Origin of the sequence: Aeromicrobium ginsengisoli, assembly GCF_004134905.2 — a bacterium.
GTDB classification, from domain to species: Bacteria; Actinomycetota; Actinomycetes; order Propionibacteriales; family Nocardioidaceae; genus Aeromicrobium; species Aeromicrobium ginsengisoli.
Genome location: NZ_SDPQ02000001.1, coordinates 601,002 through 621,453 on the forward strand (window position 1 = coordinate 601,002; position 20,452 = coordinate 621,453).

The 20,452-nt window shown below is 69.2% G+C and carries 21 protein-coding genes; 5 read left to right on the forward strand and 16 right to left on the reverse strand.

Annotated elements, in window-relative coordinates; translation table 11 throughout:
* Nucleotides 1-4 precede the first annotated feature (4 nt).
* The 12 genes from ftsW to ESP70_RS03015 all read right to left on the reverse strand — a co-directional run bounded on the left by ftsW (nucleotide 5) and on the right by ESP70_RS03015 (nucleotide 12,241).
* Entirely contained in the window at nucleotides 5-1,225 is a 1,221-nt protein-coding gene (gene ftsW / locus ESP70_RS02965) for a putative lipid II flippase FtsW (RefSeq protein WP_149687869.1), read from the reverse strand.
* 52 nt (nucleotides 1,226-1,277) lie between these two features.
* Nucleotides 1,278-2,735, reverse strand: coding sequence for a UDP-N-acetylmuramoyl-L-alanine--D-glutamate ligase (gene murD / locus ESP70_RS02970; RefSeq protein WP_149687870.1), 1,458 nt, complete (start codon nucleotides 2,733-2,735; stop codon nucleotides 1,278-1,280).
* Nucleotides 2,736-2,811: 76 nt separating this feature from the next.
* Entirely contained in the window at nucleotides 2,812-3,879 is a 1,068-nt protein-coding gene (gene mraY / locus ESP70_RS02975) for a phospho-N-acetylmuramoyl-pentapeptide-transferase (RefSeq protein WP_149687871.1), read from the reverse strand.
* Nucleotides 3,880-3,932: 53 nt separating this feature from the next.
* On the reverse strand, nucleotides 3,933-5,279 hold the full coding sequence (locus tag ESP70_RS02980; protein WP_149687872.1) for a UDP-N-acetylmuramoyl-tripeptide--D-alanyl-D-alanine ligase: 1,347 nt from the start codon (nucleotides 5,277-5,279) through the stop codon (nucleotides 3,933-3,935).
* Nucleotides 5,276-6,754, reverse strand: coding sequence for a UDP-N-acetylmuramoyl-L-alanyl-D-glutamate--2,6-diaminopimelate ligase (locus ESP70_RS02985; RefSeq protein ID WP_149688545.1), 1,479 nt, complete (start codon nucleotides 6,752-6,754; stop codon nucleotides 5,276-5,278). The genes ESP70_RS02980 and ESP70_RS02985 overlap by 4 nt, the downstream gene beginning before the upstream one ends.
* A 216-nt stretch (nucleotides 6,755-6,970) precedes the next feature.
* Complete coding sequence (locus tag ESP70_RS02990; protein WP_149687873.1) at nucleotides 6,971-8,722, reverse strand: peptidoglycan D,D-transpeptidase FtsI family protein; 1,752 nt, start codon at nucleotides 8,720-8,722, stop codon at nucleotides 6,971-6,973.
* A complete protein-coding gene (ftsL, locus tag ESP70_RS02995) occupies nucleotides 8,719-9,162 on the reverse strand; it encodes a cell division protein FtsL (RefSeq protein WP_149687874.1) in 444 nt (147 codons plus the stop codon). Before ftsL ends, ESP70_RS02990 begins: the two co-directional genes overlap by 4 nt.
* Nucleotides 9,163-9,241: 79 nt before the next feature.
* Complete coding sequence (gene rsmH / locus ESP70_RS03000) at nucleotides 9,242-10,189, reverse strand: 16S rRNA (cytosine(1402)-N(4))-methyltransferase RsmH (protein ID WP_149687875.1); 948 nt, start codon at nucleotides 10,187-10,189, stop codon at nucleotides 9,242-9,244.
* The gene (locus tag ESP70_RS20540) at nucleotides 10,186-10,314 is read right to left on the reverse strand and encodes a hypothetical protein (RefSeq protein WP_281287295.1); all 129 of its coding nucleotides are present in this window, start codon (nucleotides 10,312-10,314) and stop codon (nucleotides 10,186-10,188) included. The genes rsmH and ESP70_RS20540 overlap by 4 nt, the downstream gene beginning before the upstream one ends.
* A 127-nt stretch (nucleotides 10,315-10,441) precedes the next feature.
* Nucleotides 10,442-10,891 (reverse strand): division/cell wall cluster transcriptional repressor MraZ, encoded by a 450-nt coding sequence (mraZ, locus tag ESP70_RS03005; RefSeq protein ID WP_056213312.1) that lies wholly within the window; start codon nucleotides 10,889-10,891, stop codon nucleotides 10,442-10,444.
* A 206-nt stretch (nucleotides 10,892-11,097) separates the two neighbouring features.
* Entirely contained in the window at nucleotides 11,098-11,484 is a 387-nt protein-coding gene (locus tag ESP70_RS03010) for a DUF3040 domain-containing protein (RefSeq protein ID WP_149687876.1), read from the reverse strand.
* Nucleotides 11,471-12,241, reverse strand: coding sequence for a class I SAM-dependent methyltransferase (locus ESP70_RS03015; RefSeq protein WP_149687877.1), 771 nt, complete (start codon nucleotides 12,239-12,241; stop codon nucleotides 11,471-11,473). The genes ESP70_RS03010 and ESP70_RS03015 overlap by 14 nt, the downstream gene beginning before the upstream one ends.
* Before the next feature lie 84 nt (nucleotides 12,242-12,325).
* Here ESP70_RS03015 and ESP70_RS03020 point away from each other — a divergent pair, with 84 nt between their 5' ends.
* The gene (locus ESP70_RS03020) at nucleotides 12,326-13,597 is read left to right on the forward strand and encodes a phytoene desaturase family protein (protein WP_149687878.1); all 1,272 of its coding nucleotides are present in this window, start codon (nucleotides 12,326-12,328) and stop codon (nucleotides 13,595-13,597) included.
* On the opposite strand, the gene metF is transcribed toward ESP70_RS03020, so the two are convergent.
* Nucleotides 13,594-14,487: a methylenetetrahydrofolate reductase [NAD(P)H] gene (gene metF, locus ESP70_RS03025; RefSeq protein ID WP_149687879.1), complete on the reverse strand. Its 894-nt coding sequence runs from the start codon at nucleotides 14,485-14,487 to the stop codon at nucleotides 13,594-13,596. The two genes, ESP70_RS03020 and metF, sit on opposite strands and share 4 nt — an antisense overlap.
* Nucleotides 14,488-14,510: 23 nt before the next feature.
* Between metF and ESP70_RS03030 the strand changes: the two genes are divergently transcribed.
* A complete protein-coding gene (locus tag ESP70_RS03030; protein ID WP_223148590.1) occupies nucleotides 14,511-15,554 on the forward strand; it encodes a polyprenyl synthetase family protein in 1,044 nt (347 codons plus the stop codon).
* On the opposite strand, the gene ESP70_RS03035 is transcribed toward ESP70_RS03030, so the two are convergent.
* Nucleotides 15,529-15,945 carry a barstar family protein gene (locus ESP70_RS03035; protein ID WP_149687880.1) on the reverse strand — a complete coding sequence of 139 codons (417 nt, stop codon included), beginning with the start codon at nucleotides 15,943-15,945 and terminating at the stop codon, nucleotides 15,529-15,531. The two genes, ESP70_RS03030 and ESP70_RS03035, sit on opposite strands and share 26 nt — an antisense overlap.
* Nucleotides 15,942-16,319: a guanyl-specific ribonuclease gene (locus ESP70_RS03040; protein WP_246161758.1), complete on the reverse strand. Its 378-nt coding sequence runs from the start codon at nucleotides 16,317-16,319 to the stop codon at nucleotides 15,942-15,944. Before ESP70_RS03040 ends, ESP70_RS03035 begins: the two co-directional genes overlap by 4 nt.
* Nucleotides 16,320-16,461: 142 nt before the next feature.
* Between ESP70_RS03040 and pknB the strand changes: the two genes are divergently transcribed.
* Genes pknB through ESP70_RS03055 form a run of 3 tightly spaced genes read left to right on the forward strand, consistent with a single transcriptional unit; the run spans nucleotide 16,462 to nucleotide 19,931 of the window.
* Nucleotides 16,462-18,519 (forward strand): Stk1 family PASTA domain-containing Ser/Thr kinase, encoded by a 2,058-nt coding sequence (gene pknB, locus ESP70_RS03045; RefSeq protein WP_246161759.1) that lies wholly within the window; start codon nucleotides 16,462-16,464, stop codon nucleotides 18,517-18,519.
* A gap of 4 nt (nucleotides 18,520-18,523) precedes the next feature.
* Complete coding sequence (locus ESP70_RS03050) at nucleotides 18,524-19,396, forward strand: DMT family transporter (RefSeq protein WP_149687883.1); 873 nt, start codon at nucleotides 18,524-18,526, stop codon at nucleotides 19,394-19,396.
* A 4-nt stretch (nucleotides 19,397-19,400) separates the two neighbouring features.
* Complete coding sequence (locus tag ESP70_RS03055; protein ID WP_149687884.1) at nucleotides 19,401-19,931, forward strand: carboxymuconolactone decarboxylase family protein; 531 nt, start codon at nucleotides 19,401-19,403, stop codon at nucleotides 19,929-19,931.
* On the opposite strand, the gene ESP70_RS03060 is transcribed toward ESP70_RS03055, so the two are convergent.
* Nucleotides 19,928-20,407 carry a DUF1990 domain-containing protein gene (locus tag ESP70_RS03060; RefSeq protein ID WP_149687885.1) on the reverse strand — a complete coding sequence of 160 codons (480 nt, stop codon included), beginning with the start codon at nucleotides 20,405-20,407 and terminating at the stop codon, nucleotides 19,928-19,930. The genes ESP70_RS03055 and ESP70_RS03060 overlap by 4 nt on opposite strands.
* Between the last annotated feature and the right edge of the window lie 45 nt (nucleotides 20,408-20,452).

A 20,452-nucleotide genomic window follows, 5' to 3' on the forward strand; every position in this document is an offset into this window, starting at 1 on the left:
TGGTTCAGCTCCTCCGTGAGACGCGGTCCCGCGCACGGTTGGCACGGCCTGCGGCGAGGGCTCGCCGGGCCCCGGGTTCGGTCTTGGCACAGTTAAGCAGAACGCCCATGGCGACCAGCGTCACCAGGAGGCTCGAGCCGCCGTAGGAGATCAACGGCAGCGGGATGCCGATGACCGGGAGCAGGCCCAGAACCATGCCGATGTTGATGACGGCCTGCACCATGATCCAGATCATGATGCCGGAGGCCGCATAGCGCACGAACGGGTCGGGCGTGCGACTCGCGATGCGGATGCCCGCGAACGCCAGCACGATGAACAGCACCAGCACCACGAAGGTGCCGAGCAGGCCGAGCTCCTCGCCGATGACCGCGAGGATGAAGTCGGTGTGCGCCTCGGGCAGCGAGCCCCACTTCTGCCGGCTGCCGCCGAGCCCGACGCCCCAGAACCCGCCGCGGGCCAGCGCCATCATGCCGTGGATCGCCTGGAACCCGGCGCTCTCGGGATCGGACTGAGGATTGGTGAAGTTGAGCAGGCGGGCGACGCGGTGTGGCGAGGTCGCGACGGCGATGACCAGCAGCACGAACAGGCCCGCGAGGATGCCACCCATGTGGCGGGCGGGCAGTCCGGCGACCCACAACATGCCGACGATCAGCGCGAACAGGACGAGCGCCGTGCCGAGGTCGTGCTGTCCGACGACCAGCAGGGACACGAAGCCCGCGATCGGCACCATCGGCGTCAGCACGTAGCGCGGCGTGCTGAGGTACTTCTGCCGGCGCGCGTAGAGGTCGGCGATCCACAGGACGAGAGCGAGCTTGGCGAACTCCGACGGCTGCAGCTGGAAACCGCCGACCAGGGGCAGCCAGTTGCGGTTGCCGTGCACCTCGACGCCGACACCAGGGACGAACGTCGCGAGGATCAGGGCGACCGAGACGAGCAGGAACGGCAGGATCAGCTTGCGCATCAGCCGCAACGGGATGCGGGCAGCGATGACAGCGCCGATGACGCCCAGGACCGCGAAGATCAGCTGGCGCTCGACGATCGCGAACGAGTTGCCGTAGTTGCGCAGCGCGTAGACCGAGCTCGCGCTGAGCACCATGATCAGGCCGAGCCCGAGCAGCAGAGCGGTCGAGCCGAGGACGAGCTGGTAGGACGCGAGCGGACGCTCGAGCGTACGGCGGGCGGCTTCGACGATCGCCGGTGATCGGCGCTCAGCGGTCGTGGTCATCGGCCACAGCTCCGCGTCATGTCGAGTCGTCCTCTGCCTCGGGGAAGGAAGGTCAGGGCCTGTCACGCAACCGGTGCACCGCCGCGGCGAAGCTGTCGCCTCGAGCGGAGTAGTTGCGGAACTGGTCCATGGAGGCGGCGCCAGGAGCCAGCAGCACGGTGTCACCCTCACGGGCAAGCGATGCCGCGACCTCGACGACGCGATCCATGGGATCAGTCTCCCCGGTGTCGACCTCGACGACGGGCACATCAGGCGCGTGTCGCGCGAGCGCCTCGGCGACCAGTGCACGGTCGCGGCCGACCAGGATCGCGGCTCGGAGGCGGTCGCGGGTCGCGATCACGAGCTCGTCGAAGCTCGCGCCCTTGGCCAGTCCCCCGGCAACCCACACGACGTGCTCGAAGCTCTGCAGGGACGCCTGGGCGGCGTGCGTGTTGGTGGCCTTGGAGTCATCGACCCAGCGGACGCCGCCGATCCGCGCGACCTCGGCGATGCGGTGGGCATCGGGCGTGAACGAGCGGAGCCCGTCACGTACGGCTCGCGGGGCGACGCCGTGTGCGCGCGCGAGCGCCGCAGCCGCGAGGGCATTGGCCACGTTGTGCGGTGCCGGCAGCTCGCCGTCGGCGGCCGCCAGGTCGCGGATGCTGCCGAGCTCGGCGGCGCTCGAGAGCCGGCCGGTGATGTAGGCCCGATCGGCGATCGCGTCGTCGACGAGGCCGATCATGCCTGGCGCCGGGATGCCCAGGGTGAAACCGATCGCGCGGCAGCCCTCGACGACGTCGGCCTCCTCGACGAGCCGCTCGGTCTCGGCGTCCTGCACGTTGTAGACGCATGCCAGCTGCGTGCGGTCGTAGATGCGGCCCTTGTCGGCGGCGTAGGCGTCGAGGCCGCCGTGCCAGTCGAGGTGGTCGGGTGCGAGGTTGAGCACGGCGCTGGCCTCGGCGGAGATCGACGAGCTCCAGTGCAGCTGATAGCTGGAGAGCTCGACGGCCAGGACGTCGAACGGCTCGGGGTTCATGACCGCCTCCAGCACGGGCGTGCCGACGTTGCCGACTGCGAGGGCGTTGAGCCCCTCGGCGCGCAGGATCGCCTCGAGCATCTGGACGGTCGTGGTCTTCCCGTTGGTGCCGGTCACCGCCAGCCAGGGCGCCGCACCCTCGCCGCGGAGGCGCCAGGCGAGCTCGACCTCGCCCCACACGGGGATGTCGCGAGCGGCCGCCTCCAGCAGGATCGCCGTGCTGGGGCGCCAGCCCGGGGACGTGACGACGAGGTCGATGTCACCCTCGGGCAGGCGTGCGGTCGAGCCAGATCCGAGACGCACGTCGACGCCGAGGATCTCCAGCAGCGTCGCCTTCTCGCGCAGGGCGTCGTCGTCTCCGTCGTCGAGCGCCACGACGCTCGCCCCGAGGTGCTGCAGGGTGTCTGCTGCAGCGAACCCGCTGACACCCAGCCCGCCGACGACCGCTCGTACGCCCTCCCACGACGACTCCCGACCGAGAGTCTCCACTGTCATGCCGGCGCCCTCCTGAAGAGCCAACGATGGGGACGCGACGGCATGACACCCCCATCGTTCGTTCGCTGGCGCTCACTCATGCGCCAGTGACCCACTCGGCGTAGAAGATGCCGAGGCCCGCGGCGACGCACAGGCCGCTGATGATCCAGAACCTGACCACGATCGTGATCTCGGCCCAGCCCAGCAGCTCGAAGTGATGCTGCAGGGGCGCCATGCGGAAGATGCGTCTGCCACCGCTGAGCTTGAAGAACCCGACCTGCAGGATCACCGATGCCGTGATGGCGACGAACAGGCCACCGATGACGACGAGGAGCAGCTCGGTGCGGGTCATGAGGGCGAAGCCGGCCATCGCGCCGCCGAGGGACAGCGAACCGGTGTCACCCATGAAGATCTTGGCCGGCGACGCGTTCCACCACAGGAAGCCGAAACAGGCTCCGGTGAGAGCGGAGGCCACGACGGCGAGGTCGAGCGGATCGCGCACCTCGTAGCACTTCGCCCCGGCGTTGACCGCGGAGCAGCTCTGGTTGAACTGCCAGATGTTGATGATGACGAACGCGCCGAACACCATGACCGACGCGCCCGTGGCGAGGCCGTCGAGACCGTCGGTGAGGTTCACCCCGTTGCTGGTGCCGGCGATCATCAGCAGCACCCAGATCACGAGCAGGATCGTCGGCAGCTGCGGGCCGTTGAAGTCACGGGTGAACGAAATCGCGTGAGTGATCGGCGTCTCGCCGGTGTCGTCCTCCCAACCGATCGCGGCCCAGGCGAAGACCAGTCCGATGACGACCTGGCCGATGAACTTGGCCTTGCTGCGCAAACCGAGGTTGCGCTGCTTGAAGACCTTGATGAAGTCGTCGAGGAAGCCGATCGCGCCCAGGCCCGTGAACAGGAACAGCAGGAGCAGCGCCGACGCGCTGGGCTCGGTCTGGGTCGCGAGCTTGGCGGCGAAGTAGGCGATCAGCACCGACGCGATGATGACCAGGCCACCCATCGTCGGGGTGCCGCGCTTGGTGTGGTGCGACGTGGGACCGTCGTCGCGGATCAGCTGGCCGTAGCCCTTCTTGACGAGGACCGAGATCGCGAAGCGGGTGCCGATGAGTGTCCCCAAGAGGGACAGTGCTCCTGCGATCAGGATGGCCTTCATCGGGTGGCTGGTCCTTTCACCGGGCAGTTGGGCAGGTGCGGTCGAGTATGCCGTCAGCCCTGCAGCAGGGCGTCCGCGACCCGTTCGAGGCGGCCGCCCCTCGATGCTTTCACAAGAACCACCTCGTGCCCTGACAGGCTCGCGGACAGTGTGCGAACGGCCACATCGACGTCGTCGACGCTGACGGCGATCTCACCGGCCCCCTCGGCGATGCCCCGTGCGCCGTCGCCCACCACGATCACGCGGGAGTAGCCGAGCTCCGCGGCCAGGCGGCCGACCTCGACGTGTGCCTCGTGGCTCTCGCCGCCCAGCTCGAGCATCTCGCCGAGCACCGCGATGGCGCGGTCGCCGCCGACAGCCGCGATGGCGCGCAAGGCCGCCGCCATCGACTCGGGATTGGCGTTGTAGGCGTCGTTGACCACGACGACGCCGTCAGGACGTACGTGGCGCTCCATCCGCATCGCCGAGCGGGGACCGACGCGCGCGAGCCGTTCGGCCGCCGTCGTGAGGTCGACGCCGAGCACGATCGCCGTCGCGACCGCGGCCGCGGCGTTCCACGCGTGGTACTCCCCGATCAGCGGTACGTACGCCGGCACGCTCCGGCCGGCATTGGTCAGGATGAACCGGGGGCTCCCCTGCTCGTCGATCTCGAGGTCGCTGACGCGTACGTCGCCGGCCTGCCCGAACGTCACGATCGCGGCATCCGTGCGCGCTGCCATCGCCGACACGAGCGGGTCATCGGCGTTGAGCACCACCACGCCGTCGCCCTCGACCGCCTCGGCGAGCTCACCCTTGGTCTGCGCGATCACCTCGGCCGAGCCGAACTCGCCGATGTGAGCATGTCCGACGTTCAGCACGACGCCGACGTCCGGCGGGACGATCCGGCACAGGTCGGCGATGTTGCCGAGAGCACGGGCGCCCATCTCGACGACGAGGAAGCGGGTCAGCTCGTCTGCTCGCAGCACCGTCAGCGGCACGCCGAGCTCGTTGTTGAAGTTGCCGGCCGTGGCGATCGTGGACCCGTCGGGCTCGAGCAGCTGAGCAATGAGGTCCTTGGCGCTGGTCTTGCCGCTCGAGCCGGTGATCGCCACGACCGTGACGTCCTCCAGCTCGTCGATCACGTGGCGGGCGAGCCGGCCGAGAGCCGTCACGACGTCGTCGACGATCACTGCGGGGGCATCGACCTCGCGAGAGCCCAGCACGGCCGCCGCGCCAGAAGCGACAGCCTGGGCAGCGAACTCGTGACCGTCGGCGTGCTCCCCGACGATCGCGACGAACAGGCCGCCGGGCTCAGCGGCTCGCGAGTCGAGGGTCGCCGGCGCGTCGACCACGATGGCAGCATTGCCGTGGACCGTGCCGCCGGTGATCTCGGCGATCTGGCGCAGCGTCAGCGGGATCACGCAGACTCCCCGATCAGCTCCACCAGGACCTCGCGGTCGTCGAACGGGTGAACCACGCCCTTGATCTCCTGACCGCGCTCGTGGCCCTTGCCCGCGACCACGACAGTGTCGCCGAGGTGCGCCATCTGGACTGCGTGTGCGATGGCCTCACGACGTCCCGGGACCTCGATCGCGAGGCCGGGCCCAACAGCCGCACCCTCCATCACGGCGGCCCGGATCGACGCTGCGCTCTCGGTGCGCGGGTTGTCGTCGGTGACGATGACGACGTCAGCGTGACGCGCTGCGGCCTCGCCCATCAACGGCCGCTTGCCGTGATCACGGTCGCCGCCGGCGCCGATCACCATGATCAGCCGCCCGGCCGTGACCGGGCGGAGCGCGGTGAGGACGGCGGTGACGGCATCGGGCTTGTGCGCGTAGTCGACGATCGCCGTGAACACCTGCCCGGCATCGACCCGCTCCATCCGGCCCGGGACGCCCGTGCTCGACGCGATGCCGGCCGCCAGGTCCTTGGGGTCGTACCCGGCCTGTGCCAGCGCAGCGATGACCGAGAGCGCGTTGGAGACGTTGAAGACCCCGGGCAACGGCACCGACAGGTCGATCGCGAGCTCGTCGGGTCCCAGCACCTCGAGGTCCGTGCCGAGCCGGTGCGGCCGGATGTTGACCGCACGCCAGTCGGCCGGGTTGCCGTCGGTCGAGAACGTCGTGACAGGCAAGGGCGTCAGCTCACGCAGCCTGCGGCCGTGCGGGTCGTCGATGTTGATGACGGCGTGGCGGGCGTGCTCCGGGGTGAACAGCGCCGCCTTGGCGAGGAAGTAGTCCTCGAGGTCCTTGTGGAAGTCGAGGTGGTCGCGCCCGAGGTTGAGGAACACCCCGACGTCGAACGTGAATCCGTCGACCCGGCCCTTCACCAGCGCGTGGCTCGACACCTCCATCGCGCACAGCTCGACGCCCTCCTCGCGCATCACCGCGAACAACGCCTGCAGCTGCGGCGCCTCGGGCGTCGTCAGCGTCGAGGCGGCCGGGACCCGACCGATCCGGGTGCCGATCGTGCCGACGACGGCCGACCGGCGGTCCCCCAGCGCCGCCTCGGCGAGATAGGTCGTCGTGGTCTTGCCCTGCGTGCCGGTGATGCCGATCGTCGTGAACGCATCGCTGGGCCGCTCGTAGAACGTGCTGCTGAGCTCGGCCAGCACGCCTCGCGGGTCGTCGACGACGATCATCGGCAGTCCCGTGACGATCGCGGCGCCCTCGGGATCGGTGAGGACGGCCGTGGCGCCGAGGTCACGGGCGACGCCGACATAGGCCGCGCCGTGCGAGTTGGCACCCTGCAGCGCGGCGTAGAGGTCTCCGGGCTCGAGGTCCTTGGTGTTGAGCGAGATGCCGGTGATGATCGCCTCGGCCGTGGCCACGGCGTCGAGCTCGGCCGCCAGCTCGGTGAGGGTCCATCGTGGCGTCTCCCGCGGCCGTACGCGCATCTCCTCAGTCACTCCCCGACCCTATCCGTCCGCCAACGCAACCACGCGCCCGCTCGCGACGCGCCACATCGTTGCGAGCCAACCCACGTCCCGACCATGCGATCACTGCGCACTCAGCCGGGTGATCGTCACGCCAGCACATACGCGACTGCGTCGCTCGGCGCGCCGAAACGAGTACAGGACAAGGGAGGGCGACCAACGTTGCGACGTTGGCACCTACCAGGTTTGGGCAACCTTCGGGCTCTTCGAGCCTGTCGGGGCGACACCGAAGCGCTCCAGCGCCATCGACATGATGTCGTGGAACACCGGTCCGGCGGTCGAGCCGCCGCCCGCGTTGCTGTAGGGCTTGTCGAGCACGATGTACGTCAGGAAGCGCGGGTTGTCAGCGGGAGCGAAGCCCATGAACGACACCGTGTTCTGCCCGCGGATGTAGCGGCCCGTCGCGGGGTCGACCCGCCACGCCGTGCCGGTCTTTCCGGCGACCCGGTAGCCCTTGATCGCGGCGGCCGGGGCGGTGCCGTCGGGAGCCGTGACGGCCTCCATCATGCGGGTGACGGTCGCCGCGGCGTCCTTGGAGACGACGCGCTTGGTGGGTGCGGCCGGGATCTTGACCTGCTTGCCGTCGGCACCGGTGGTCGAGCTCACGACGGACGGCTCACACATCTTGCCGGCGTTGGCGATCGCGCCGACCGCCCGTACCATCTGCAGCGCGGTGACCGAGATGCCCTGGCCGAACGCGATCGTCGCGTGATTGGCCTTGGTCCAGTCCTTGCCGTTCTTGAGGATCCCGTCGGACTCGCCCGGCAGGTTGACACCGGACATCTGGCCGAAGCCGAACTTGCGGAAGTAGTTGTACATCGTCGCGTTGCTCATCTGCTGCGACGCGACGATCGTGCCGAGGTTCGACGACTTGGCGATGACGCCGGCCGCCGTGAGGTGGATCGTGCCGTGCTCCCAGTAGTCCCCGATGTGGAACCCGTCGATGTCCATGCCCGACGGGACGACGATCGGCGTGTCTGACGCGATCTTGCCCTGGTCGGCGAGTGCCGCCATCGTGACGGTCTTCATGACGCTGCCCGGCTCATAGACGTTCTGCACGGCTCGCGACACGGTGTTGGAGTCGACCATCCCGCTGCCGTCGTCGGCATCGAAGGTCGGCGCCTGCGACATCTGGACGATCTGGCACGTCTTGGTGTCCATCGTGATCGCGAGGCCCCAGTCCGAGCTCGACTCACGAACCGCGTCGGCGAGTCGCTGGTCGGCGTACCACTGCAGGTCGCGGTCGATCGTGGTCGTCACGTTGCGACCCGGCACCATCTTGGTCACGGTGCTGTCGGCCATCGGGATGCGTACGCCGGTGTTGGGATCGACCTCGTACGTGCTGGCGCCGTCGGTGCCGGTCAGCGTCTTGTCGTACTCCTGCTCGATGCCCGCGACGCCCTTTCCGGTGCCGTTGACGTAGCCCAGCAGGTTCGCGGCGAGCTTGCCGCCGGGGTACGTGCGCAGGGTCTCCTTCTCGCTGAAGACTCCTGTCAGGTTGGCTTCGGCGATCGCGGTGAGCGCCTTCTTGGCGGTCCACGCGGGCACGTCGCGGATCAGGTAGACGAACCGCTTGTTCGGCGTGCGGAGCTTGTCGATCGTGTCGAAGTAGTCGATGCGGCTGCCGAGCTTCTCGCGCAGGATGCGAGCGATCTGCGGCGCATCCGCCGAGGTCATCGAGGGATCCGCGGTCAGCGTCAGTCCGTCGACGCTCGTGGCCAGCTCCGCACCGTTGCGGTCGAGGATGTCGCCGCGAGGCGCGGGGACGGTGCTCTTGGCGGTGCCGTCCTCGATCGCCTGGGCGGCGTACGCGCTGGCGTCAAGACCTTGGATCTGGAACAGGCGCACACCGAAGACGCTGAACACGCCGACGATCATCGCGAGGCACACGCGAAGGCGACGGCGGGACACGGTCTTGCTGGCGCTCATGGCGTCACGCTCCGGATGTTGGTGTTGCCGGGCTTGGCCGCCTCCGGCTTGCCCAGGACCTTGCCGTCGGACAGCCGCAGGAACGCCGGGTTGGTGTTGGGCACCATGCCGTAGGCGATGGCGCGACGAGCGACGTTGGCCGGGCTCTGCAGCTTGTCGACCTCACGGGACAGCAGCTGCTGCTGCGTCTCGAGCTCAGCCGCCTGGCTGTTGAGCTTCTGGGCCTGGAACGACTGGGCCTGCAGGACCGTGCTCATGATGATCAGCCCGACCAGGCCGATCGACAGGACCGTCATCACCACGACGACGAACGGCGCCTTGCGGGCCCTGCTGCGTACGGGACGCACCAGACGCAGGCCCGCTGCCTTGGCCGCCTCGGGCGAGAACCGCGGAGCAGCTGCCCCGCCCATGTTGACGGCGCGAGCCGTCTGCGGGCTCATGCCGTCACCTCCGTGGAGGAGGGCAGAGAATACGGACGCGACGGCATGAGTCCCTCATGGTTCGCTCGCTGGCGCTCGTTCATGCCGCGATCCGCTCGACGACGCGCAGGCGTACGGATCGGGCGCGGGAGTTCTCCTCGATCTCGGCGTCGGTCGCCATCTCGGCGCCACGCGTGACCAGGCGGAAGCGGGCCTCGTGCCCCTCAGGAACGAACGGCAGGTCGCGCGGCACGTCGGTCGTGGTGACCTCGGTGAACGCGCGCTTGGTGATGCGGTCCTCGAGCGAGTGATAGGCCAGCACGACGACCCGACCGCCGGGCGCCAGCACCTCGAGCGATGCCGGCAACGCGCGACGGTAGACACCGAGCTCGTCGTTGACCTCGATGCGCAGGGCCTGGAACGTACGCTTCGCGGGGTTGCCGCCGGTGCGTCGGGCAGCCGCCGGGATCGACGTACGGATGAGGTCGACGAGGCGAGCGCTGTCGGTGAACGGCTCGCGCGCACGCTCTGCGACCACGGCGTCGGCGATCCGCTTGGCGAACTTCTCCTCGCCGTACTCCCGCAGCACCTTGGCGAGATCGCGCGACGTGTACGTGTTGAGGATGTCGGCAGCAGTGAGCTCGTCCTCGGGGTTCATGCGCATGTCGAGCGGTGCATCCTGTGCGTACGCGAAGCCGCGCTCGGCGAGGTCGAGCTGCATCGAGGAGACACCGAGGTCGAACAGGACGCCCGACACCGTGCGGAAGCCTGCCCCGGCGACGACGTCGGCGATCTCGTCGTAGACCGCGTGCGCGAACGTCACCCGGTCGCCGAACGCCTCGAGGCGCGCCTTGGCCCGGGTCAGTGCCTCGGGATCGCGATCGATGCCGATGACGTGCAGATCGGGGAAGCGGTTGAGCATCGCCTCGGTGTGACCGCCCAGTCCCAGGGTCGCGTCGATGACGACCGGACGTTCGACGGCGACTGACGGAGCCAACAGGTCGAGGACGCGTTCGAGCAGGACCGGAACGTGGCTCGCCTCGGTCATAGCGACCCCAGCACGAGGGCGATGACGGCGGCGATCGCGATGGAGGAGCCGAGAGAAAATGCCATGAGCCGTATGCCGTCGGCCACCTCGTGCCGTACGCGCCGCGTGCCCGTGTCGATCCTCATGCCACCTCGTCCTCTCCGCTTGTCGTGCTGCCCGGCTGCTGTCGTGTGGCCAGATCTGCGTCCGCTGGGTCTGACACCGGGGAAGTGATGTCAGAACCACGCGGGCGCAGATCTCGCCACGCGACCGTCAGAAGATGCCGGGCATCACTTCCTCTGACATGTCCGCGAACGGACCTTCCTGGGCGTTCGAGAACTCGGTCCATCGGCCCGAGTCCCAGATCTCGATGCGGTCCATCGCCCCGACGACCGTGCAGTCGCGGTCCAGATGGGCCCACTCGCGGAGAACCGTCGGCACCGAGATCCGACCCTGCTTGTCCGGGACCTCCGACGAGGCGCCGGAGAAGAACATGCGGGTGAAGTTGCGGGCCGCCTGGTTGGTGAACGGCGTGTCGCGGACCCGGTCGGTGAAGGCGTTGAACGCCTCGGTCGTCCATCCGTAGATGCAGTTCTCCTGGCCGCGGGTGAGCACGATGCCGTGCTCGAGGCGAGGACGGAACTTGGCCGGGAGGAAGAGCCGGCCCTTGTCGTCGAGACGAGGGGTGTAGGTGCCGAAGAAGTTTGCGACATCCGGGTTCACCTCTCTCCTCCTCGCCGCTGACCAGTTCCTCCATTTCGCTCCACCATACCCCACGTTCCCCCACCCAGCACCCCATTCGGGCAGGTTCGAGCGGATTTCTGGGCAACTGCTCCTCGGCGTGGGGAGGCGTCACAACGCCGTCAGGGCAAAGAAAAACCGCCCCCGAGGGGGCGGTTGTGGTGAAAGTGGAGTGAAGTGGGGAGGTTTTAGCGTTCGTCGCCGTCCCGGCGGCGCTGCCAGCGCTCCTCCATGCGGTCGACGAACGTGCCGGTGGGCTTCGACGGCTTGCCCGAGGCGCGAGCCGGCTCCTCGTCGCTGCGGCCGATGCCGCGCTTCCAGGCGTTCATGAACAGATAGGCCATGCCGAGCATCGTGACGAATCCGAGGACCCCGAGCCAGGTCATCGCCGACACCGCGCCGGCGAACAGCAGGACCAGCCCGCCGAGGAATCCCAGGACAGCAAGGATCGCTACGCGGCGGTTGTGGGCCATGAACTTCGAGCCACGGAGGGTGGACGCGAAGTCAGGGTCTTCAGCGGCCAATGACTGCTCAAGCTGGTGGAGCAGCCGGGCCTCTTCATCAGAGAGCGGCACTTTTGCCTCCTGGATCGGGTGTTGCTACTGACAAGTCTAGGCGCGCGATCGTGTGCAGACCAGCCGAAAGTGCTGTGAAGTCCTCGGAAGTGCTCAACAGGCGCTCCAAGGCGTACAGAGCATCCCGTGCTCCCGGCTCGGTGTCGACGATCGCGCTGGGCACCAGGTCGGCGAACACGCGTACGCCGGTGGTTGCGACCGGGACGAATCCACGGGACGTCAACAGGTCCTCGACCTCGCCCACGACGAACCGGCGCGGGCCCATCGAGCGGACGTCCCACGTGCCGGCCGAGCGGCCGACGAGCGACCGTGCCGTGACGAAGTCCCCGGCGAGTGCTCGTGCCGCAACAGCCGCGTTGCGACCCGCGACGACGACGCTGACGTGCCCACCGGGGCGGAGCACCGTGGAGATCGTCGCGAGCGCCTGGCCCGGATCGTCGACGTGCTCGAGGACGTCGTGGCAGATCACGAGGTCGAACGACGACGGGGCCACGTGGTCGAGCAGGTCGGCGGCATCGCCCTGGACAGCGTTGACACCTTCGGTGAGGCCGGCCTCGACCCCGCGGCGGTGCAGGGACGCGAGCGCATCGGGGCTCGGATCGACGACCGTGACGCGGTGCCCCAGCGCTGCGAGGCGTACGGCGTCACTGCCCGTGCCGCCTCCGAGGTCGAGCACGTCGAGCGCGTCACCAGCTCCCGCGACGTCGACGGCGTCCACCACGGACTGCCACATCAACTCGGTGCGGACCGGACCCATGACGGACACTGTGCCACAGCGCCCGTCGCGGATTCCGACAGCGTCCGGCGGGGTGGGTTCTGCACCATGCCCTAGTCTGCGCGCATGGCGAACGTCGTGGTCGTGGGTGGCGGCTTCGCGGGGATGTCGGCCGCGGCGCGCCTCGCCAAGCTGCGACACCACGTGACCCTGCTCGAGAGCAGCCAGGTGCTGGGCGGACGGCTCAACGGCATGACCGTCGGCGACCGCACGTGGCAGCTCGAGCTCGACACGGTGACGCTGCCGGGCGTGTTCCGCGACCTGTTCCGCAAGTCCGGACGTCCGCTCGAGCAGGTGCTCGACCTGACCAAGACCGAGGGCCGACGTCACGTCTTCAAGGACAAGTCGGTGCTCGACCTCCCGCTCGGCAACCGCGGCGACCAGCACGAGGCGCTCATGGAGGCGTTCGGCGAGGACGAGTGGTCCCCATGGGTCGACACGTTCGCCGAGTCGTGGGACATCATCCGCCGCATGGCCCTCGACCAGGTGTTCCCGGGCAAGCCGGCGGTCGACCGTACGGTCCGCAAGGCGCTGCGTCCCCGACGCAGTCTCGCGACGCTCGCCGACAAGGACCTCGACGACGACCGCCTCCGCAAGCTCGTGCTCAACCCTCCGCGACTCGCCGGCCAGGACCGCACCGTGACGCCGGGCTTCGTCGCGGTGGCGCACTACGTCGAGAGGTCCTTCGGGCGGTGGCGGTTCGCCGGCGGGCTGCCAGCACTCGCAACCGCCCTGGAGACCAGGCTCGAGCAGCGCGGCGTCACCGTCGAGCTCGGCGAGTCGGCCCACGAGCTGATCCTCGAGGAGGGCGAGGTCCGTGGCGTCGTCACCTCGCTGCGTACCGTTCCCGCAGACATCGTCGTGTGGTGTGCGCCCAACCGGCCCGCTCCCCTGCCGCCGGTCGACCTGATGCCGGTCATCCCGGCGTCGCGCAGCCTCATCGCGGTGTCCGCCGACGCGCCGGCAATGCCCGACGAGGTCTTCGTGCACGCCAATCCCCCGATCCGGATGTGGTCGGGCGGCGACGGCCTGTGGACGATCGAGCACCGCAGTGGCGAGGACCCGCTGCGCGCTCTCGTACGTTTCGGGATCGACCTGCGGCCGTATGTCGAGGAGCAGATCGACCTCACCCCGTCCGACCTGGTGGGGATCGGGCACTGGGGATGGGCCCTCCGGGGCTGGAGCAGCGTCTTCGACGTCCCCGGAGTGGCACCCACCGGCGGCCTCTTCTTCGCCGGAGCGCACGCGCACCCCGGCGCGACCCTCGAGGCGATCGGCATGGCGACCGCGTCGATCGCCGAGGCGGTCGGCGCGGCTCCGCGTCAGGGCGTGTCCTAAACCAGACCGTCGGCGCGCAGAGCCTCGAAGATCTCGCGGGTCGCCTTGGAGCGGTTGAGCGTGATGAAGTGCAGCCCCGGCGCTCCACCGGCCAGCAGGTCGCGGCACAGCTGGGTCGCGAGCTCGATGCCCTTGGACCGTACGGCTGCCTTGTCGTCCTGGATCGGCTCCACCTGGTCGAGGACCTCACGCGGCAGCTCGGCGCCCGACAGCTCGGCCATGCGGGCGACCTGCGCGAAGTTGAGGATCGGCATGATGCCCGGGACGATCGGGATGTCGCAGCCCTTGGCGCGCACGCGATCGACGAGGGCGAAATAGTCCGATGCGCGGAAGAACAGCTGCGTGATGGCGTACTCCGCACCGGCCTCGGCCTTGTCGACCAGCACCTGGGCGTCGTGATCGATGCTCGCTGCGTCGGGGTGGCCCTCGGGGAACGCCGCAACGCCGATGCAGAACCCACCGAGATCCTTGGCGAGGCCGACGAGGTCGATCGCGTGGTCCATGCCGTCGGGGTGCGGCTCCCACGGGGCACGGGGTCCGCCCTTGGGATCGCCGCGGAGCGCGAGGACGTTGTCGACCCCGGCCGCGGCGTACTGCTTCAGCACCGACTCGATCTCACCCTTGGTCTGGGCGACGAGCGTCAGGTGGCCGACAGGGCGCATCCGGGTCTGCTCGGCGATGCGCGCCGTGATGCGGACGGTGCGCTCCTGGCTCGTGCCGCCCGCGCCGTAGGTCACCGAGACGAACGTCGGCTCGAATGCCTCGAGGTCGGCGATGGTCTGCCACAGGACGGCTTCTCCCTCGTCGTCCTTGGGCGGGAAGAACTCGAACGAGTAGCTCGGCGACGGCCCGCGGATGGCGTCGACGAGGGACTGGTCAGGGGAAGGCATGGTCCAACGGTATCGTCCGGGCTGTGAATGCACGTGCCGATGATCCCGAATTCCGGACGCGTATTGATCACACTCTCGAATCCTTCGTCGACGGGCAGCGAGCGATCCTCGCGGAGCTGGGTCCCGACGTCGAGAACCTCGCTGACGCCGCGATCGGGTTCGTCGCCGGTGGCAAGCGGCTGCGGCCACAGTTCTGCTACGCCGGCTGGCTCGTCGCCGGCGGCACCCCCGACGAGCCGGGGATCGTCACGGCGGCGGCCGCGCTGGAGTGGTTGCAGGCCAGCGCGCTGGTGCACGACGACCTCATGGACGGCTCCGACACCCGTCGCGGCCGGCCCAGCGTGCATCGCGCCTTCGAGGCGCGCCATCGCGACGAGGCACGGCATGGTGACCCGGTCGGCTTCGGCACGTCGGCCGCCGTCCTCCTCGGCGACCTGTTGCTGTCGTGGTGTGACGAGATGTTCCGCAGCAACGGGCTGGCGCACACCGACGAGGCATTCCGCTTCCTCGACCTCTGCAAGACCGAGGTGGTCGCCGGGCAGTTCCTCGACGTCGCGGGGCAGACACGTGAGTCGCTCTCGGTCGCCGAGGCCATGACGGTCGTCCGCTACAAGTCGGCCAAGTACACCGTCGAGCGGCCGCTCCACATCGGCGCCGCCCTCGCCGGCGCCGATCCAGAGCTGATCGCCGCCCTGACCGAGGTCGCGCTCCCCCTCGGCGAGGCGTTCCAGCTGCGCGACGACGTGCTCGGCGTCTTCGGTGATCCCGAGCTCACCGGCAAGCCGGCGGGCGACGACCTCCGCGAGGGCAAGCGCACCGTGCTCGTGGCGCGCGCCGCCGAGCTGACCGACGATGCGGGCCGCACCCTGCTGCGTACGTCGTTGGGTACGCCCGAAGGCGTCGACGCCGTACGCGACCTCATCCATGCGTCGGGGGCGCTCGAGGCCGTCGAGGACGACATCGCCCGGCTCGAGACGGCCGCCGACGAGGCGATCGACCGCCTCGGCTCGGAGGCGCGTCAGGTGCTCGGGCCGCTCGCCCTCACAGCAACCCGTCGAACTCGCTGACGTCGAGGTCGTCCCGCACGACCACCACGAGGGTCGAGGCCTGGCCGGTGGCGTCGCGCAGCACCTCGACGACGGCACTGGTCTGCACCGGATCGACGTCGGCCAGCTCGCGGAGCCCGTCCCACACGATCAGCGTCCGCTGCGCGGTGAGGTCAGCGAGCACGTCGAACAGCGCGTCCAGGTTGCGGCCGAACCAGTCCGGCAGCGCCCACGACGTGGCCACCTCGTCGTAGAAGTCCTCGAACGACGCTGCGCCCCGGGTGTCGAGGCTCAACGCCTGCCAGCCCGCCGCCGTGGCCTCTGCCGCCAGGTCGCGGTCGCGGCGGCCGCGCCACGTGTAGACGCCGGGCGACACCAGACCCGCGAGCACCGATGTGAACGTCGCGGTCATCGTGGCTCCTTCACGCGTACGAACGATCGGTAGTGGTCAGCCGTGTAGTAGAGCTCGCCGCCCCGTCCGGCGATGATCCGGCGCGCTCCGCGGTCCGACTCACCCGGCGTCGGCACGGTGTATTCGTGCCAGTAGCCGCGTTCGTGCCTCGGCAACAAGCCTTCACGATTCATGAACACGACGCCGTCGCGGCTGTAGGGGAACGGCCCATCCGACTCGATCAGGGCGATCGTCTCGAAGACCTCGGGCGGGAACGCCGCGGTCGAGGGCCTGGCGCCGGTTGGGTCGTCCCCGCCGCGGGGCTGTTGGAGGAAGCCGATGATGGCAAGCCCCACAACAGCGAGGACGAGAAGTCCCCACGTGGATCGGCGCATGGCACCCATCGTCCCTCATCAGCGGCGTGGTGAACGTCACGACAAGACCGTGACACGCCCACCGTCACGTTCCTGGTGTGGAAGAGTCTCTAGAATCAGTGGACGGGTTCGGGGGGATCCAGCAATGTCGAGGGAGGGTGGCGTGACAGTGACGGGCGACGAAGCCCTGGTCGGGCGCGTCCTCAACGACCGCTACCTGATCGGCAACCGCATTGCACGCGGCGGGATGGCGAGCGTGTTTCGTGCTGTCGACCGCCGGCTCGACCGCGAGGTCGCGATCAAGGTCATGCACCACGGCCTGGGCGACGATCAGCAGTTCACCGACCGTTTCGTCCGCGAGGCCAAGTCCGCCGCCCAGCTCAACCACCGCAACGTCGTCTCGGTGTTCGACCAAGGCCGTGACGGCGACGTCACCTATCTCGTCATGGAGTACGTCCCGGGCCACACGCTGCGGGACCTCATGCGTGACGAGGCGCCGATGCCGCCTTATCGCGCGCTCGAGCTGCTGGAGCAGGTGCTCGTCGCCCTGTCGGCCGCGCACGCCGCCAAGATCATCCACCGCGACGTCAAGCCCGAGAACGTCCTCATCACCCCCGACGGCGACGTCAAGGTCGCCGACTTCGGCCTCGCCCGGGCCGTCAGCGCCGCGACGACGGCGACCGGCGGCACGCTGATCGGCACGGTCTCCTACCTCGCCCCCGAGATCGTCACGAACGACGGCGCCGACGCGCGGTCCGACGTCTATGCGTGCGGCGCGATGCTCTACGAGATGCTCACGGGCATCAAGCCGCACGCCGGCGAGTCCCCCATCCAGGTCGCCTACAAGCACGTGCACGAGGACATCGGCGCACCGTCGGCGATCCGGCCCGACATCCCGCCCTACGTCGATGCACTCGTGGCGCGGGCGACGGTGCGAGACCGCGACCAGCGGTCCACCGATGCGCGGGTCATGCTGCAGCAGGTCCGGTCCGTGCAACGGGCGCTCGATGCGGGTCTCGCCGACGACCCCGACCTGGTCGCCGATCTCCTGCCGGGCGTACGCCATGTCGATCCGGACGAGGCACCCACGGTGTCCGTACGCGCGCCTGCACCGCTGGCGTCCCGCTCGTTCGCCTCGGACTCCGAAGCCACCGAGTCGGTCGATGTCAACGAGGCGACCGTGCAGTGGTCCGCAGGCCTGGCTCCCTTGACGCCGGTCGACCCCATCACCCGCGCCGGCCTCGACGCCCCGCCCGAGCTGCCCGAAGCGGCAGACCGGCCGGCTGGACTTCATCCGCCGATGTCTCCGGAGGACTACAAGAAGGCGCGCGGCGGCGAGCAGACGTCCCACCGGGGCCGCAACCTCCTGATCCTGGCGGTCCTGGCGGCGCTCCTGGTGTTCGTCGTCAGCTACTGGTTCAGCGTTGGCCGCTACGACCAGACGCCTGTCCTCGAGGGCAGCGCGACGGCGTTGGCCAAGCAGACCGCCGAGAAGGACGGCTTCAAGTTCAAGGTCGTCAAGGAGGCGTTCTCCGAGACGGCGCCCGCGGGCACGGTGATCGACACCAACCCCGAACCCAACGCCAAGATCCTGCCGGGCAAGACGATCGAGGCAGTCGTCTCGTTGGGCAAGGAACGCTTCCAGATCCCGACGAACATCAAGGGCATGACCCTCGCCGCGGCCACAGCCGCGCTCGAGGACCTTCACCTCAAGGTCGGTGAGACCACGCAGGTCTTCGACGAGAAGGTGCGGGAGGGACGGGTCGTCAAGCCGACCAATCACACCTACAAGGACCAGCTCAAGCGCGGCCAGACGGTCGATCTCGCGATCAGCAAGGGGCCCAGGCCGATCACGGTCGTCGACTATCGCGGCAAGCCCTTCACGGAGGCCAAGGCCGCGCTCGAGAAGCTCGGGTTCGACGTCAAGGCCACCGAGGTGTTCAGCGACGACGTCGCCAAGGGCATCGTCGTGACACAGGACCCGTTCGAGGGCACGAAGTTCAAGAACGACAACATCCAGCTCACGGTCTCCAAGGGACCCGAGCTCGTCACGGTCCCCGACCTCGTCGGCCACTCGCGCAAGTACGCCGCCAAGGTGCTCGGCGAGGCCGGGCTCAAGATGACGGCGTTCGGGGCCGGAAACTTCACCGTCAAGGCGCAGACACCGAGGGCTGGGTCGGAGCGCCCCAAGGGCTCCACCGTCACCATCGTCGGCTTCTGAGCTCGTGCGCACCAGGCTCGCCGCCGCGGCGCTGCTCAGCGTCACGGCGGTGTGGGGCTCCACGTTCTTCCTGATCAAGGACCTGCTCGACCGCGTACCGGCGCCGGACTTCCTCGCCGTACGCTTCGCCATCGCGTTCGCGGCGCTGCTCCTGCTCGCACCCCGTGCGATCGGCCGCCTCTCCCCCGAGATGCGGCGCCGCAGTGCGTACGCCGGCGGCATCTACGGCGTCGCGCAGATCATGCAGACGGTCGGCCTCGGTCACACCGACGCAAGCGTGTCGGGCTTCATCACGGGCCTCTATGTCGTGGCAACCCCGGTGCTCGCCTCCTTGGCGTTCCGCCAGCGGGTCTCCCGCACGGTGTGGGTCGCCGTCGCCCTGGCGACCCTCGGCCTCGCGATCCTGTCGCTGCGTGGGTTCGCCGTGGGGTTCGGCGAGTCGATCACGTTCGTCTGCGCGATCCTCTACGCCGTGCACATCGTGGTGCTGTCGCGCTGGTCGTCGGCCAAGGACGCGTACGCGATGGCGACGATCCAGATGGGCGTCATCGCCGCGTTGTGCTTCGTCGCCGCGGCGCCGGGCGGGCTGACGCTGCCGGAGCGGTCGGGCGACTGGATCGCGACGATCTACATGGCACTCGCGGCCGGCGCCCTGGCGATGCTGGCCCAGACCTGGGCGCAGAGCCAGCTCGACGCGTCGCGGGCGGCCCTGCTCATGACCATGGAGCCGGTGTTCGCGGCGACGTTCGCCATCACGTTCGGCGACGAAGGCCTGGGCTGGCGACTGCTGGTCGGGGGCGCTCTCGTGCTCGCCGCCATGGTGCTCGCGGAGGCCTCTGGACGTAGTGAGACGCACGTACAGGTTCCCCTAGACTGACGCGATGGACCATCCCCGTATCGCGCCCGGTGGGCTCAAGGAGCTCGGACTCGTCAACTACGGCGTCAGCGCCGTTGCCGGCCGCGTCATCGGCGGCAGGAAGCCCAACATCTTCACGACGCTGGGCCGGCAGCGCAAGCTGTTCCGCGGCTGGCTCTACTACAGCGGCAAGCTCATGCCGGGCGGCCGGCTGCCGCGCCGGGAGAGCGAGCTCGTGATCCTGCGCATCGCGACGATCCGCGAGTGCGAGTACGAGCGCCGCCACCACGTACGCATCGGGCGCAAGGCCGGGGTCACTCCTGCGCAGATCGACCACCTCGCCGACGAGACCTGGCCCGGCTGGACCGAGCGCGAGCGGGCGTTCTTCGCGGCGGTCGACCAGTTCGTCGACGACAAGTACATCGACGACGCGACGTGGACCGCGCTGAGCCGGCACCTCAGCGAGCCCGAGCTCATCGAGTTCCTGCTGCTGTGCGGCCAGTACGACTCGCTGGCCACGGTGCTGCTGACGCTGAAGGTCCAGCCGGAGGACTAAGGGACCATCGCGTCGAGGTAGCGACGAGTCATCAGTCGCTGTACGAGCCGGGCGACGGGGCCGCCGAGCCGGGTCACCCAGGTCGCCGGGTTCGAGAAGGCGGTGATCGTCGCAGTCACCTCGCCGGTCTTCGGGTCGCGTTGAGCCAGGAACCGCTCCTCCCCCGTCTCGGGGTGGCCGGGCAGCGTGCCGTATGCGAAGCCGCGACGGTCGGGCTCGTCAACGACCTCGACGACGCGGCACGGAATGGTCTGGAGCATGGACCGGAACGTCACGTCGACGCCCGGCCCGACCCGATCAGGACCGGCGATCCGCCGCACGCCGGCTCGCTCCTGCACCTTCCAGCTGAACAGGATCTCAGCGACCGCGTCGAGGTCCACCACGCCGAGCGAGCGCGTGGCACGTACGTGGTGATAGCCGTCAGGCAGCAGCTCGCGAGCCGTCGCCCCAACTTCGGAGTAGGTCAAATCAGCCATGAACCCGGCGACCCCTGACCCGACCACTCGAAGGTTCCGTCACGA